General features: G+C 55.1%; 15 protein-coding genes. 8 read left to right on the top strand and 7 right to left on the bottom strand.

Annotated features, from left to right (window positions below):
• Nucleotides 1–128: 128 nt before the first annotated feature.
• The 5 genes from AUC45_RS14900 (at nucleotide 129) to AUC45_RS14880 (ending at nucleotide 5502) form a co-directional block, all read left to right on the top strand.
• Nucleotides 129–1142: a glycosyltransferase family 2 protein gene (locus AUC45_RS14900; protein ID WP_067604330.1), complete on the top strand. Its 1014-nt coding sequence runs from the start codon at nucleotides 129–131 to the stop codon at nucleotides 1140–1142.
• Nucleotides 1139–2803: a hypothetical protein gene (locus AUC45_RS14895; protein ID WP_156423902.1), complete on the top strand. Its 1665-nt coding sequence runs from the start codon at nucleotides 1139–1141 to the stop codon at nucleotides 2801–2803. The genes AUC45_RS14900 and AUC45_RS14895 overlap by 4 nt, the downstream gene beginning before the upstream one ends.
• A gap of 122 nt (nucleotides 2804–2925) precedes the next feature.
• A complete protein-coding gene (locus AUC45_RS14890; protein WP_156423901.1) occupies nucleotides 2926–3732 on the top strand; it encodes a hypothetical protein in 807 nt (268 codons plus the stop codon).
• Between the two features lie 4 nt (nucleotides 3733–3736).
• Complete coding sequence (locus AUC45_RS14885) at nucleotides 3737–4738, top strand: hypothetical protein (RefSeq protein ID WP_067604324.1); 1002 nt, start codon at nucleotides 3737–3739, stop codon at nucleotides 4736–4738.
• Nucleotides 4735–5502, top strand: a complete 768-nt coding sequence (locus AUC45_RS14880; protein WP_067604322.1) for a class I SAM-dependent methyltransferase — start codon at nucleotides 4735–4737, stop codon at nucleotides 5500–5502. The genes AUC45_RS14885 and AUC45_RS14880 overlap by 4 nt, the downstream gene beginning before the upstream one ends.
• Here the strand turns inward: AUC45_RS14880 and AUC45_RS14875 are convergent.
• A complete protein-coding gene (locus tag AUC45_RS14875) occupies nucleotides 5494–6687 on the bottom strand; it encodes a glycosyltransferase (protein ID WP_156423900.1) in 1194 nt (397 codons plus the stop codon). The genes AUC45_RS14880 and AUC45_RS14875 overlap by 9 nt on opposite strands.
• A 154-nt stretch (nucleotides 6688–6841) precedes the next feature.
• On the opposite strand from AUC45_RS14875, the gene AUC45_RS14870 reads away from it, so the two are divergent.
• Nucleotides 6842–8380 carry a CpaF family protein gene (locus tag AUC45_RS14870; protein ID WP_156423899.1) on the top strand — a complete coding sequence of 513 codons (1539 nt, stop codon included), beginning with the start codon at nucleotides 6842–6844 and terminating at the stop codon, nucleotides 8378–8380.
• A 314-nt stretch (nucleotides 8381–8694) separates the two neighbouring features.
• On the opposite strand, the gene AUC45_RS14865 is transcribed toward AUC45_RS14870, so the two are convergent.
• Nucleotides 8695–8937, bottom strand: a complete 243-nt coding sequence (locus tag AUC45_RS14865) for a hypothetical protein (protein WP_067604318.1) — start codon at nucleotides 8935–8937, stop codon at nucleotides 8695–8697.
• Between the two features lie 66 nt (nucleotides 8938–9003).
• Here AUC45_RS14865 and AUC45_RS14860 point away from each other — a divergent pair, with 66 nt between their 5' ends.
• Complete coding sequence (locus tag AUC45_RS14860; protein WP_067604316.1) at nucleotides 9004–9912, top strand: DMT family transporter; 909 nt, start codon at nucleotides 9004–9006, stop codon at nucleotides 9910–9912.
• Between the two features lie 24 nt (nucleotides 9913–9936).
• Entirely contained in the window at nucleotides 9937–10068 is a 132-nt protein-coding gene (locus AUC45_RS14855; RefSeq protein ID WP_067604314.1) for an entericidin A/B family lipoprotein, read from the top strand.
• Between the two features lie 5 nt (nucleotides 10069–10073).
• Here the strand turns inward: AUC45_RS14855 and AUC45_RS14850 are convergent, their stop codons facing one another.
• The 5 genes from AUC45_RS14850 to AUC45_RS14830 form a co-directional block, all read right to left on the bottom strand.
• A complete protein-coding gene (locus tag AUC45_RS14850) occupies nucleotides 10074–10712 on the bottom strand; it encodes a DUF938 domain-containing protein (protein ID WP_067604313.1) in 639 nt (212 codons plus the stop codon).
• A gap of 24 nt (nucleotides 10713–10736) precedes the next feature.
• Complete coding sequence (locus tag AUC45_RS14845; protein ID WP_067604586.1) at nucleotides 10737–12299, bottom strand: fatty acid--CoA ligase; 1563 nt, start codon at nucleotides 12297–12299, stop codon at nucleotides 10737–10739.
• Nucleotides 12300–12386: 87 nt separating this feature from the next.
• A complete protein-coding gene (locus tag AUC45_RS14840; protein ID WP_067604311.1) occupies nucleotides 12387–12839 on the bottom strand; it encodes an ABA4-like family protein in 453 nt (150 codons plus the stop codon).
• Nucleotides 12839–13603 carry an NAD(P)H-binding protein gene (locus tag AUC45_RS14835; RefSeq protein WP_067604309.1) on the bottom strand — a complete coding sequence of 255 codons (765 nt, stop codon included), beginning with the start codon at nucleotides 13601–13603 and terminating at the stop codon, nucleotides 12839–12841. Before AUC45_RS14835 ends, AUC45_RS14840 begins: the two co-directional genes overlap by 1 nt.
• Nucleotides 13596–14786 carry a deoxyguanosinetriphosphate triphosphohydrolase gene (locus tag AUC45_RS14830; protein ID WP_067604307.1) on the bottom strand — a complete coding sequence of 397 codons (1191 nt, stop codon included), beginning with the start codon at nucleotides 14784–14786 and terminating at the stop codon, nucleotides 13596–13598. Before AUC45_RS14830 ends, AUC45_RS14835 begins: the two co-directional genes overlap by 8 nt.
• Nucleotides 14787–14974: the final 188 nt, after the last annotated feature.

Here is a 14974-nt window from a genome sequence, read left to right as displayed (position 1 = left end):
AGCAAATAGCAATGCACGACTAAAAATGTGGCGAAATCATGGTTTACATTTATTTAACCACCCGCCGGCAATAGATCGACCGAGGCGTTGAGCATGTTGTGACGCCGCGCTGGGGGCAAACTCGACTGATGACCAAGCTGATTATACAGATTCCATGCTTGAATGAGGCCAAGGTTCTTCCCGGAACTCTAGCCGCATTGCCAAAAAGTCTGCCAGGGGTCGACTCAATTGAAATCCTCATTATTGACGATGGCAGCACCGACGATACTTCAGGCGTTGCTGCCAGGTGGGGTGTTAATCACATAGTCCGTCATCGACATAATCGTGGGCTTGCTGAAGCTTTCCGAAACGGTATTGATAGATGCCTCAAAGAAGGCGCGGATATCATTGTAAACACAGATGCCGACGGGCAATACGTTGGCGCGGATATCGCGAAGATCGTTGCGCCAGTCGTTTCCGGAAAGGCAGATATATGCATGGGCGATCGGTCAGTTGCCGATAACGCGCATTTTTCCCCATTCAAGCGAGTGCTTCAAAGGCTAGGAAGCTTCACTGTTCGTCAATTGTCAGGGACCGATGTCACCGATGCTGTCAGCGGGTTTCGCGCAATGAGCCGCGACGCTGCCCAACGGATCAATATCACCACTGAATTCAGTTACACGACTGATATGCTAATCCAGGCGGGTCGCAAGCGTTTGGCGATAGTTTCGGTTCCGATTGAAACAAACGCAGCCACTCGCCCGTCGCGGCTTTTCAAATCAATACCTCGCTTCATATTGTCGACCGGTTTGACAGTTGTGCGAGCCTACACGACCTTCAACGCGCTGCGTGTTTTTCTTGCAGCGGGCGCACTCTTGAGCGCGGCGGGTCTGGTGCCAATCCTTCGCTTTTTGTGGTTCGTCATTCAGGGCGACAGCTCTGGGCATCTGCAATCGTTGGTCTTGGGCGTTGCGCTAATTATTGTTGGCGTTCTCGTCGGTACACTAGGTATCCTAGCTGATCTAATAGCCACAAATCGCAAACTGCTCGAAGCAAACATGCTCAAACTTCGGCAGATCGAGGAAAAGCTCGAAAGAGGCGAAATTGCGCCTCTCGCACAGACAGACGAAGCAGAGCGCAAGATACTGCGGGAATCTGCGTGACCCAGCTTTCCGCACGTTTTCCGCAGCAGCGGGACTTACCGATAGTCAACAGTTGGGCAGTGGTCTGCACGGCAATCGCGCTGCTGCTATTGTTGCAGTTCAATCTGGTACTAACTCGGTCGATCAACTGGGATGAATATCACTTCTTAAGGCAGATCTACGAGTTTCAGCGTGGGACGCTGACAACGCCGATAAACACATTTCATGTCCGCCTTTTCTTTTGGTTACCCGACCTCAATATCCCGGCAGTTGACCAGATAGTCATCGCCAGAATTGTGATGTTCGCAGCCCTCCTCTGGACCTGCGCAATGATCTTCGTTGTTTCGCGGGCCTTCGTCGGACGAGAGGAAGCAGCTTTTGGTGTGTTGGCATACCTCTCATTTGTATATGTGATGCAGCATGGCTCTGCATTCAGGGTAGACCCGCTGGCTGCATCGCTTTGCATGACGGCGCTTGCGATTCTTACGCATGCGCGCTTGTCTTGGATAGCTGTTATGGCGGGAGCAATTTCCCTGGCCCTGGCTTTCAGCGTGACGATCAAGATCGTCCTCTGGGCTCCGGCCTTCGCGGGTATTGCCTGGAAAAGATACCGAGATGCCTCCCTTTCACGCCAAACAGCTTTGGGCATCATCGCAATGCCCACACTTGCCGCTCTCCTCGCGCTCGCTTTGTATTTCACTCACGGGGCAGGCCTCGCAGGCATCGACAAGGCGACAGGAATGGTGGGCAATGCCGGATCTCGAATGTTCAGTTGGGCTCTTAAGCCGCACTATGTTTTGAAAGCTGCCCTGCTTTCTATCACTTTTGTCGTTTTGTTCGGCGCAGCATGTTGGCAGACCGTGAAGGGCACTTTCGAAAGCGCAGGTGAGCGCTGGGCCATCCTGGGGTTGATTGCTCCGCTTTCAACGCTGGTTTTCTACACGAACAGCTTCCCATACTATTATGCTTTCATGCTGCCGCCAGTTTGCGCCTGGCTGGCAGTGGGGGTAGGATTACTGACGAAGCGTTTCAACGTAACTCTCATTGCTATCCTTTTTACGATGTCGGGTGCACTGGTCTGGGCAAATGATGGCCCCAGCAGGCAAGCCGAACAGCGCGCCATCGGAGATGCCATGGACGAGGTATTCCCGGAGCCTGTCGCATACTTTGACTATTCAGGAATGTTACCGCGGCATGAAAAGGCAAATTTTTTCATGACGACCTGGGGAATGGATTCCTATCAGGAACATGGTGAGCCGGAATTCGTAAGAGCGATGAGAGAGCGGCCGGTGCCAGCCCTGCTTGCCGTTGAGCTCACCGACAATCCCTATCTTGTGGCTGCAATGGAGGGAGGCCCAAGAGAAGCTGCATTCATTCCCGAAGATCTTGAGGCTCTGCGCTCGACTTATCGACCTTTCTGGGGGCCCATATATCTTGCTGGAATTGAATTGTCCCAAGGAGATAGCGTCCTATGGGATGTCATGGTGCCAGGAACCTACACGGTTGAAGGACAACTCTCGATTGATGGGACAGTTTTCGAACCGGGCTCGCTGATCGAACTTGATCGAGGACCTGTGCGCCTGTTGTCCCTAGGCCAAAACAAGGCGGGACTCTTGATCGGCTCGAACCTGCAGCCTCCCAGATTCGCACCGCCGAAGCGCCCTTACTGGACCGATTTCTGATGGCTATTGTCACAAAATCATTGCAGTCCTCAATTTTTTCCGCGGGACATCGCTTGATTGGAGTGGTGCAAGCGCTTCGCCAAACTGCGATAAAGCATCGCTCGATCCTTTTGACACTTGCGATGGGTATTTTTTTTGGTGGGCTTTTTTATTCGATCACACAGCTCAACCTGAGTTGGAGTGATGTCCAGCTCGCGCCGCTGCTTTTCCTTTTGCTTGTGATGGGTCCACTCACTCTGGTTTACAGTGGCATAAATATGCAATTGATGGCGAAAGCGATAAGCGTTCGGATCGGCTTTTTGCACAGCATCAAAGTAAGTGCTTATGCGCAAGTTGCCGAATTGCTTCCCTTGCCCGGTGGAGCAATTGTGCGCACTGCGGCTTTGATGAAGGAAGGCGCTTCAACCCGCGAAAGCGCAACAATTGTCGCGGGCTTAGCGCTGTTATGGATTTCGTGCGCCGCGGTTGGCGGCGGTGTTGCACTGCTTTCGGTCAGATTGGTGGGCGAATTTCTGTTAGTATTCGGTCTTGTCACGGTGATTGCGACAGTCTTTTGGCTTGCAAAAGTGGCAAACTGGTCAATTGCACTTTACGCCTTGGGATTGCGGGCTTTGGGCCTGCTGCTTGTCGCGTCACGGATCACAATTGCCTTTCTAGTGCTCAATGTAACTATCGATCCAATCGATGCCTTAGCTTTCGGGTTTGCAATCATTCTTGGCTCGGCGGCTGCGATCGCGCCAGCGGGACTCGGGATTGGTGAAGCACTTTCCGCCCTTATGGCTGAGCCAAACGGCGTCGCAGCTACAGCTGCCTTTTCAGCAGCTGCAATCAACCGTTTGGCGGGATTTGCAGTGAATATGATTTCCATTCTTTTTGTGTCCGGCTTTCGCTTTCGACTGGCAATGCCCGGTGGACCAAATGATGAGTAACTCTATGCGGCATCAGTATGATCTCAATGGCCTTGTGCGCATCGTCGTGGACGGAGACGCACGTTACCTGCGCTATTTCGACAATGAGTATCAGCGAATTGGTGGCAAGCCCATCAGAGAAGGGGCGCCAATTGTAACCTTGCGTATTGTAGATCGACTGGATGTCTCCTCAAGACGCGAAATTCATTACAAAGGGCTTTTTCGGTTCCGTTATTTGGTCCATGATCTCAATACGGCCAGTCCGACAATTGAATTTGAAAGGCACTGGCTAGATGGATTCTACACCACACCTGTAGGTGCGTTTATCCAAGGCCAATTGCTGGAGCCTGTAATTTACCAGAAGCTCCTAGAGTCCGGCGTGTTGTTCATGCATAGCGCCGGGGTCGCGCGTGACGGCAAAGCATTCGTTTTTCCAGCTCACGGGGGGACGGGTAAGACCACTCTATCGCTGTCGTTGATGCAGATGGGATTTGATTTGATGGGAGACGATTTGTTGATGGTCGACGCGGCCGATGGCACCGTATACCCCTATGCACGCCCGCTGCATCTTTTCACATACAATCTCAAAACACTTTCCGTTCCTCTGAGCATCCGGCTTTCTATCGGCGTGAAAGATGTGATCAGATTTGCGATATGGCTAGCTACTGGCCGTAAATTTTTGATCTCGACGCGTGCGCACGCGGACCAACTGATGAAGGTAAACAATGGCGCATCATCGAACCTGGCCAAACTGGTTTTTCTCAAACGTAGCGGTGACGCCGAGAAGTTCGTCATTGGTGAGCCAGATGATACTGTAAAGGCCATCGAAATGGTGAGGATGTCAGCAGATTTGAACGAGAGTTTGAAAGAAAACATCGGCATGGGCGCCTGCGTGCGGGATCTTGAATATGAAGTTATCAGGCAAGTTCTTGAACATGCAGGCGAAATGTATGCAGTCAACGCGAGAGCGATGCAGACCAACGCTGATCGTCAGGCGTTCGCGGAACGGTACCTCAGCTCCGCATGATAGATCCAGAAATTGTCTTCGCGAAAACAGACTGGAAACCCACCAAGTATGAGCCAACAGGTCTCGGGTGGCGCGTGTCTGGTGATGTTAAGCAGCTCTCTCCGGCAAGTGTTATTTCAGCATCGCTCGCGCTGCGCTCAACCTTATCAGCGCTGGAAAACCACGCCGCCGGTGATCTTGCCGATTTCGGTTGTGGCAACGCCCCATTTTACGGCGCATATAAAGAACACTCACGATCGGTTTTCTGGGTCGATTGGCCATCATCGCCGCATCAGACGAAACACCTTGATCTGGTGGCCGATTTGAATGAGCCTGTGGCGATTGATGATGCGAGTTTCGACACTGTCTTCGCCTCAAGCGTGCTTGAGCACATCTGGAAGCACGATGTCTTTCTTGACGAGATTGACCGCGTCCTGAGACCCGAAGGCAAGCTCATACTGATTGTCCCATTCATGTACTGGTTGCATGAAGAGCCGCACGATTTTTTTCGTTGGACGCGCCACGCACTTGAACGGGCATGCAATGAGCGTGGACTCGAAGTGGTTGAACTTGCGCCTTATGGCGGAGGGCCTGATCTGATGATCGACTTAACCGTCCGCACGTTTGCTTCGATCAATCTCTCCTTCGCCAAATTCGTTGCGAGGCCTCTCGCCAGACTGGTGACTTCGGCGTGGTTCCAGCGCTTTGGGCAGACTTCGCGCGAGAAACTGCCACTGGGTTACACTCTGGTCGCAAAAAAACGAAAAAATGGGGTTCTAAGCTAACGTAGCTTCAATCGGCGTCAGATATTCTTCAATCAGATTGTCCCATAGGTATCGAGCCAGAACTCTTTTTGCATTTTCAGCCGATCCTGGCTCTCTTTCCATCAGTCTTTCGAGCGCGCTCGAGAAAGCCGGGATGTCCTCCGGATCTTCGAGGAAGACGACATCCTTCTTTATCGCATCCCATTCCGGCAGCATCTCTATGTTAGTATCACGCGTGGCAAGCACTGGTTGCCCTCGCATCAACGCTTCAAGCAATGCCACCGGCAATCCTTCAACATCGCCGCCGCGCGCTTTTGCTGGAAAAGCAAAGCGTGCGCACGATGCGAGAAACTCTTCCTTCGTCGCGCCGCTTAAGAAACCGGGAAAATGAATATCGGCATTTTTTGCAAGGGCGGTGAGAGTGTCTTTTTCTTCTCCATCACCTGCAATGCCAATCTTCGATCTGACCCCCTTTTCCGCCGCTTGCCTCGCCGCACAAACGAGTAAATCTAGTCCCTTCTTCTTGGACAGCCGGCCAATCGTACCAATGTCAAAACGCGGAGCGCCCGCATTGACCGGGACAACTTTTGTAACACCCATCGGCAAAACCGAAGCACCAGTACATGCGTTCTTTCTCCCGACTTCCGGCAAAAACTGGCGGGCAATATCAAGTTGGCTGCTGTTGACGCAGAAAAAGTGCGAAGCTTCAGCGATAATTGATCGGGCTACGCGCTTCCCTAGCCATCCAAATTTGCCAAACACACCAAGATCACTCGAATGCGTTTGCAAGATGAAAGGGACTTTCTCAGTCCGTTTCAGGCTGAGCGCGACCAGTCCTTGCGGCATCACCCAATGCGCATAGACGAGATCGACACCCTCATCGCGCACAATCCGTCTCGCTTCATGAAGTTGGGCCGCGAGCAGGCCGGGAATTTGCAAAACCAGCCAAGGTCTAGCCGTGAGATTGGGAAGAATTGCAGGATAAGCAACGGACTGAAGCTTTTCTGGCCGGAGATAGCGATACCGCCGGATAGTCTTTCGGCCATGATGCTCGGACAATGCTGCTCCCGCTGAGTGCGGGGCTAGGATCGTGACCCTGACACAAGGCCGTGCCTTTATCCAAGCATCAGCTTGTTCACCAACGAAATTGGCTTGTGCATCTCCATTCCAGCGAGGAAGCGTCGAGGTAAGAAAAAGGATGTGCATAGAGAGATGATTGATGCCCTGCAGTTCTTGGCCCTTCAAGTGGTCAGCTTAGGAAAAAAATAAGGTTTCCAAATTATTCACCACGCTTCGAAGGACGGTGTTCGCGTTGATTTGAACATCTGCCAAAACTGATTGAGGCCTTGGGGGCTTAGGAATGAGCGCATTCGGGAAAAAAGGCGGTGGCGGGATGAAGCCGGGCGGACGTCCGGCGTTCGGGGTTGCACGCCCAATGAAATCCGGCGGAGCGCAAGCGAAAAGCGGCGGCGAACAATTCCCGCCTCTGCCCGGAGAGGAAGAGGAAGAGCCCAAGAAAGAGGCTCCTGCACCAGCGCCTTCCAAATCTGCCAAGCCTGCATCGACTGCTGACGCGATGGATCGCCTGACCGAGCGCATGAATGCGACGCATTCTGGCGAAGCTGAACAAGGCGGGTTCGAAGCAAGCGTTCACAAGATTAAGGAACAGGTGCTCCCGCGCCTGCTCGAACGTGTCGATCCCGAAGCTGCTGCGACGCTCACCAAGGAAGAGCTGTCGGAAGAATTCCGTCCGATCATCATGGAAGTGCTGGCCGAACTTAAGGTCACACTGAACCGCCGCGAGCAATTCGCGCTCGAAAAGGTTCTGATCGACGAACTGCTTGGCTTTGGTCCCTTGGAAGAGCTGCTGAACGATCCAGACGTGTCCGATATCATGGTCAACGGCCCTGATCAGACCTACATCGAGAAAAAGGGTAAGCTCGTTATCGCGCCGATCCGGTTCCGCGATGAACAGCACCTTTTCCAGATCGCACAGCGCATCGTGAACCAGGTCGGCCGCCGTGTTGACCAGACCACACCTTTGGCTGACGCCCGCTTGAAGGACGGCTCTCGTGTGAACGTCATCGTTCCACCACTCAGCCTGCGCGGCACCGCGATTTCGATTCGTAAATTCTCCGAGAAACCGATCACCTTGGACATGCTCAAAGAGTTCGGCTCGATGAGCGAAAAGATGTGCACCGCTTTGAAAATCGCGGGCGCATGCCGGTTCAACATCGTTATCTCGGGCGGTACGGGTTCTGGTAAAACCACCATGCTCAACGCCCTGTCGAAAATGATCGACCCGGGTGAGCGCGTGCTGACGATTGAGGACGCCGCCGAACTTCGTCTGCAACAGCCGCACTGGCTGCCATTGGAAACACGTCCGCCTAACCTTGAAGGGCAAGGCGCGATTACCATCGGTGACCTTGTTAAGAACGCCCTGCGTATGCGTCCTGACCGGATCATCCTGGGTGAGATTCGTGGCGCAGAATGCTTCGACCTTCTCGCCGCCATGAACACGGGCCACGACGGTTCGATGTGTACGCTTCACGCCAACAGCCCGCGCGAATGCCTTGGCCGTATGGAAAACATGATTTTGATGGGCGACATCAAGATCCCGAAAGAAGCTATTTCGCGCCAGATCGCCGAATCGGTGGACATCATTGTGCAGGTGAAACGTCTGCGCGACGGCTCTCGTCGCACCACCGACATCACCGAGGTGATCGGGATGGAAGGCGAAGTGATCGTGACGCAGAACCTGTTCAAGTTCGAATATCTGGACGAGACAGAAGACGGCAAGATCCTGGGTGAATTCCGCGCCTCGGGCCTAAGACCCTACACGCTCGAAAAAGCGCGTCAGTTCGGGTTCGATCAGGCGTTTCTTGAGGCGTGCCTCTAATTCGCTCTATTTGCCTAACATCGGCTACAGGGTGACAAAGGTTACACCGTGTCACCCTTCCAGCTGAGCATTTTATATCCATAAAGCAGTGCTTTAAAGCGCTTTCTCTGCAGCGGACGGACAGGGGGCATAAGCCCTTTTTCAGGCCACAACGCCCTTTTCCCATGATGCCTGCTCACAATTTCAAAGAACGCAGCACCAATTACCGGGCACGCTCTGTGTAGGAAATCCAGCACAGCCACATTTCATATGAACGCCGTTGCTTCAGCGCTTTTCCGGAAGTGCTCCCGCCTTCACGCGAGCTCACACATCGTTCAGAGGCTGCCCAACACAACCGGCAGGCTCATCGCCAGACAGCCGCCACCAATCATTGCGCACATGATGAAGATCGCGGTCCATGGCATCCAGCCAACCCGCTCTAGCTGCGCATAGTCGCGCACCTTCTTGCGTCGCCATTCCATCAGCGCAGCGAACGCAGCGAGCACCCAGAACGCAGCGCCCACTACCGCCAATTGTGTGGCATCGCTTGAAAGCGCCAATTGGGTCAGAACATCCATTGCGATGCGCCATGTAAGCGATGCGCGGCCTTGCGCAATCCCGCTCTATCGCCCAAGCGCGCGCACATGGATGGATCGATCGCCCAGCCCCGCCCGTTCGTGGCGCTAGCCCTGCGCCTTGCGACTGCGGCGGCCTTGGCCACCATGGCGATGCTATTAAAGCTCGCCAGCACCAACGGCGTGCATCTGGCAGAGCTCGTTTTCTGGCGGCAATTGCTCACCTTTGTGTTCGTGCTCATCGTCCTTATCGTGATCCGCCAATTGCACACCGTCAAAACGAAGCGATTTGGCGCCCATGCCCGCCGAGCAGCCTACGGCATTACAGGCATGTTCTTTGTTTATGGCGCGGTTGTTCTTCTACCGCTCGCCGAAGCAACAACGCTTAGCTTTACAGCGCCCTTTTTCGCGGTCTTGCTCGGCGTGATCCTGTTTAAGGAAAAGGTTGGCGTGTATCGTTGGGGAGCGGTTATTCTGGGCTTTGCGGGCGTTCTCATCCTCACCCAGCCTGGCTCTGCGACAATTGATCCGATCGGGGCCGCCGTCGCGCTGATTGCGGCGTTTCTGGTGGCGCTCATCAGTTTCCAGATTCAGGATCTCAACAAAACCGAGGCACCATGGAGCATCGTGTTCTGGTTTGCCGCTCTCACAACGCCGGTTGCCTTTATCGCGGTGCCATTTGTCTATCAGCCGCATGATGCTGAAACGTGGGGCATCATTGTTGCAATGGCTGCCACCGGCGCAATTGCGCAAATGCTTCTGACAGCATCGCTTCGCTTTGGTTCAGCTTCGGTTATCCTGCTGATGGATTATACTTCGCTGCTATGGGCGACTTGGTACGGGTACAACGTGTTTGATCGTACTCCGCCCACCAGTCTTTGGCTGGGCGCCCCTCTGATCATTGGAGCCGGGGCTCTTATCGCATATAGAGAACGGCTCCTCGCACGTGAGAAACCGAATACAGCCAACGCTGCTTAGTGTGACAAAACGAAAGGAATTCCGATGATCCGCAACACCGTAATCACTGCCGCCATGTCGGCGCTGCTGCTTGCCACGGCTGCATGCAACACTGTCAAAGGCGTTGGTGAAGATATCCAATCCGTTGGCGAAGCGGGTGAGCGCGCGATCGATTGATCGCGCTATTGCCTGCGGTAGACCAGCGACAGGTTGTTCGCAGGCATTTCGAAACGAGCTGTCCGAATAAAGCCGTTTTGTTCGGCGACCTTATCCATGTCTTCAATCCGCCGGATACCCCAATCGGGGTTGCGCGACTTCAGGCTCACATCGAACTGAAGGTTTGACGGCGCAGCTTGCACATTGTTCTCAAAGTATGGTCCGTAGAGGATGAGGGGCGCGTCCGGCGCATCCATCGTTCTGGCCGCGCCATCAAACAGGCCCTCGGTCGACGCCCACGGGCTGATGTGCGCCATATTGATGCACACCATCGCATCGGCGCGCTTTATCGGCCATGTCGCGGCGCATGCATCGAGCCGCACCGGTTCACGCAAATTCACGCCCGGATACTCCGCTCCATAAGCCTTAATCGATGCCAAGGCACCCGGATCGGGGTCGCTCGGCTGCCAGGTTAGCGCAGACATGTTCTCCGCAAAATAGATCGCATGTTCGCCGCTGCCAGAGGCAATTTCAAGCACAACGCCCCATTCGGGTAATTCCTGCCGCAACACGCCAAGGATGGCATCGCGATTGCGCAAGGTTGCGGGCGCGTGCTGCTTTGCGCCTTGCTCGCTCACATCATCCATGCTCGCCTTGTTTGACATCGGCGTTCCTTAGGAATTTCGCCGCTACCCGACCTGCCGCTCTTGCCCCTCCCAGTAGGGAGCGCGCAATTGTCGGCGAAGGATTTTGCCAGATGCATTGCGCGGCATTTCAGGAATAACGTCGACACTTTTGGGAGCCTTGAACGCTGCGATCCGCTCTCGCGTGTAAGCGATCACGTCGGCCTCCTCGATTTCCATGCCCGGCTTGGCGACGCAGCAGGCTTTTACTTCCTCGCCCCATTTCTCGCTCGGAATGCCAATCACCGCGACTTCGGCAATGGCTGGATGGCCATAGATCGCGCTTTCCACTTCGGCAGGATATACATTCTCGCCGCCTGAAATGATCATGTCCTTGATCCGGTCCTGGATGTAAACATAGCCATCGTTGTCCATGATCCCGGCATCGCCGGTGTGCAGCCAGCCATCATCGTCAATCGTGCTCGCAGTGGCTTCAGGCAGCTTCCAGTATCCCGCCGTATTAGAGGGCGACTTGATGCAAATCTCACCGATTTCGCCGCGTGGCATTTCCTTGTTGCCTTCTCCGCGCACTTCGATTTCCACGCCGGGAACAGCTTTGCCCGCAGATCGCATACGCTCGTTGCCCTCAAGGTCGTGATCCTCGGGCGGCAGCAGCGATATCGTGCCGGTCGTCTCCGTCATGCCATAAACCTGCATAAAGCCGGTATCGGGCATGGTGCGCACGGCCTCCTTCAAAAGCTCAAGCGGCATGGGCGCAGCGCCATACATAAGATAGCGCAGATTTGAAAAATCGGTCTCTTTGGCCCGAGGATGCTGGACCATCATCTGGATTGCGGCAGGGACGAGAAACAAGAGCGTCGCCCCGCTCTCAATCGCTTCCAGCGCGCCTTGCGGCGTATATTCGGGCTGCACCAACAACCTTACACCGTTGCTCACACTGATAGGCGCGGAACCCGTGCCCCCGATATGCGCGCATGGCATTGCGATGAGAACACAATCGTCTGGCTGGAAATTCTGCCATGGAAGCTGCGCGTCAATGCTTGGCTTGCGCAGGCTGAACAGGTTCGCGTTGGAGAGTTGCACGCCTTTTGGATTGCCCGTTGTGCCCGATGTATAGAGCTGAAGGACGGGCGCATCGGCATCAACTGGCGTATATTCAGCAGGGGAAGCAGCGCGCGCTTCTTCGAGGAAATCCTCACCCCGAACCACTTGCGGTGATGTGGAAAGGGAACCGGCGACCTGTGATGCTGTCTCAACAAAATCATCGCCTGCAACCACCAGCTTTGCACCGGTGTCTGAAAGGATATAGCCGATCTCGGGAGCTGCTAGCCGCCAGCCAATGGGAGCCATCACCGCACCCATCCGCGCTGCGGCATAAAGGGTCAGAAAGTAGATATCGGAGTTTTTGCCAAGCCAGCTGATCCGATCGCCCTTCCCGATCCCGCGATCTTGAAGGCAGGTAATGATGCGCCGAGTGAGTTCATCAGTTTCGGCATAGGTGAAGCGCCTGTCCCCTTCCTCCAGAGCCGTGGCATCTGGCCGCTCTTTGGCCCAGAAATGCAGGAATTGATCGAAGGTGGTAAAGCCGTGGTGCGCTTCTGCCGTCATAGATATCTCTCTGCCCGTTATGTCGTTGATCCGCAGGATTAAGCCATTCGCCCGGCCAAGGTCCAGCGAATTGCACACCGCGTTACGTCAGCGAAATCGCCCTTGGGCGCGCGCTGCCGGTTCGCGCACGATCAGCCAGATCAAGAGGCCCAATGGCCCCGCCATCAGCGTTGCAAACAGAATGGGTGCCTGAATGAAACGATTGACGCCTTTTGCATCGCCATCGCGCGCGATCCATAGCCCGACGAATAAGTCGAATGCGAGGTAGTGCGTCCAGCCCACGGTCAATCCGCCATCGCTCGCGAAAAACGCTCGCACACCTTCAATCGAGGAGATGTCCAAACTGCCAGCGTCTGATCCCGGCGAAATCATACCGGTGGCTATGCCGATGAGGCCGACCGAATAGATGAGGCACAACAGCCCGACCCCGACGTAAAGAACAGCTGATAACAGCGCGGGCCATCGCGGTAGAAAAATGAGCCCGATCCAGGCGATAAGAGCGAGCATGTTGACCGCGCCAAAGACCGGGTTCCAATCCATCAGTCTTCCTCTTCCTTTTCGGGAATTCCAGCCTTCATCCGCCATTCGCGGGCCGCGCGCTTCATCGCGTCATTATCGTGAGTAAAGCGGCCCTGCGCGCGCCTGATTGCAAGACCAAGCGCTGCCTCTGCCACCAGATCAGCATCAACCGAGCGGAACATTTCCCACTTCTTCGGCAGCAATGGATCAATGATAGGGCTAAGCGTTTTCGCAATCCCTTCCGCCATGCGGAAATCATCATTGCGCGCGCCTTTCAAAAGACCGGGCCGCAAAATGTCGAGCCGCTTGAAGCCGACTTTCGAAACCATCATTTCGGTTTCGCCTTTGACGCGCATGTAGAAATTTTTCGATCCGGGATTGGCACCTGCGGCGCTCACCAGCACGAGATTGGGCACGCCCGCTTCGTGCGCAGCGTTGGCGGTGTTCAGCACCATTTCCTGATCAACCGCTCGAAAAGCTTCTTCGTCCCCGCCCACTTTTTTAAGCGTCGTGCCAAGTGCGCAAATCAAAGCGCGTGGGCGAACCGCTTCGAAAACCTCGCCCCACTTGTCGGACGATGCGACAAACACTTCCATGCGCGTTCCGACAGGCATTTCAATCTCGCGTCGAGCGATGCCGACGATGCGGGCCGTCTCGCTGTGGCTTGAAATGTGAATGACACGGCGACCGATCAGGCCCGTTGCGCCGACAAGACCAATGCGCACGGGCGTCTTTGTTGCCTCGGCATCGGCCTTGCGGAAATATTCGCCCGTGGTCTCAGACATTGGTCAATCCATTGGGCACTTCGCCGTAAATCTCTGCGCACTGGTTCATTGCAAATCTGTCGCTCATCCCGGCGATGAAATCCGCAATGCACCGCGCGCGCGCCGGTTGTTCTTCAGGGAGGCGCTCGCGCCATTCGGCCGGCATCAGTCTCGCATCCTGCGAGTAAGCGGCAAACAACCGTGCCACTGCATCGCGCGCTTTTGCGGCGGCAGCAACTTGTTCGGGATGGAAGTAAAGCTTATCGTACATGAAGGCTTTAAGCTCACGCTCATGCGCTGCCATTTCGGGTGAAAAGCTGGCCAATTGGCGACCCGCCGCGCGCACGTTATCGACCGAAGTCATTCCCTTCACCTCGCGCCGCGTATGTTCCAGCACATCATTCACCATCAAACCAATCTGTCCCCGCACAAGCTCGCGCAACAGACGGTCTTTTGGCGCGGAGGGAAAGCGTTTTTCGACCATCCGCCATTGATCGCTGAGGAAATCCATTTCAAGCAGGTCATCAAGATCCAGAAAGCCTGCGCGCAAGCCGTCGTCAATATCGTGATTGTCATACGCGATATCATCGCTGATCGCGGCAATCTGCGCTTCCAATGATGGCCATGTACCCAAATCAAGCGGAAATGCCGCGTCCAGCCCCGCGAGCGCCCAGTTTGGCGCTTCAACCGGGCCATTGTGCTTGGCGAGCCCTTCTAGAAGATCCCAGGTGAGGTTCAATCCATCGTGGAGCGGATAGGGACTTTCCAGCCGCATGACCGTGCGAAGCGCCTGCGCGTTGTGGCAAAATCCGCCAAACATGGCCATCGCTTCTGACAACGCGTTTTCGCCAGCATGTCCGAATGGAGGATGACCCAGATCATGCGCGAGGCACAAAGCTTCGGTGAGGTCTTCATCCAAACCCAGCGCGCGCGCCAATACTCGGCCAATCTGCGCGACTTCCAGACTGTGGGTTAAGCGGGTGCGATAGTGATCGCCGTCGGGCGCGATGAAGACCTGCGTTTTCGCTTTCAACCGGCGAAAGCTCATCGAATGGATGATGCGATCACGATCACGCTGGAATGCGGTGCGCGGGCCGCGTCGCTCAGTAGAGCCTTCGATGCTGCCGCCGCCATCGAACTCGCGGCCGCCAAAGCCGCGCTCGCTGGGTGCATGTGGATCAGCAGCGTAGGCGGCGCGTGTCATAATGGGTTAGCGACCTAGGACAGCGCCGAAAACGGCTCAAGGCGAACAGATTGGCAACGCTCGGCGCGCTTGTGGACATTCTGTCCATCCGAAAGCCTTAACGGCGCAGTTTCGCGGTTTTAAAAAGGGTCGAGGGGCCGCTCGCCCGGCAGAATTTGGGGTTGGCAAGCGGCCCCGGGCTATCGGCA

This window comes from Erythrobacter sp. YT30 (genome assembly GCF_001542875.1).
In the GTDB taxonomy this organism is placed as follows: Bacteria; Pseudomonadota; Alphaproteobacteria; order Sphingomonadales; family Sphingomonadaceae; genus Erythrobacter.
Note: the sequence above shows the minus strand (reverse complement) of the source record. Positions and strands in the feature narration are given on the sequence as shown.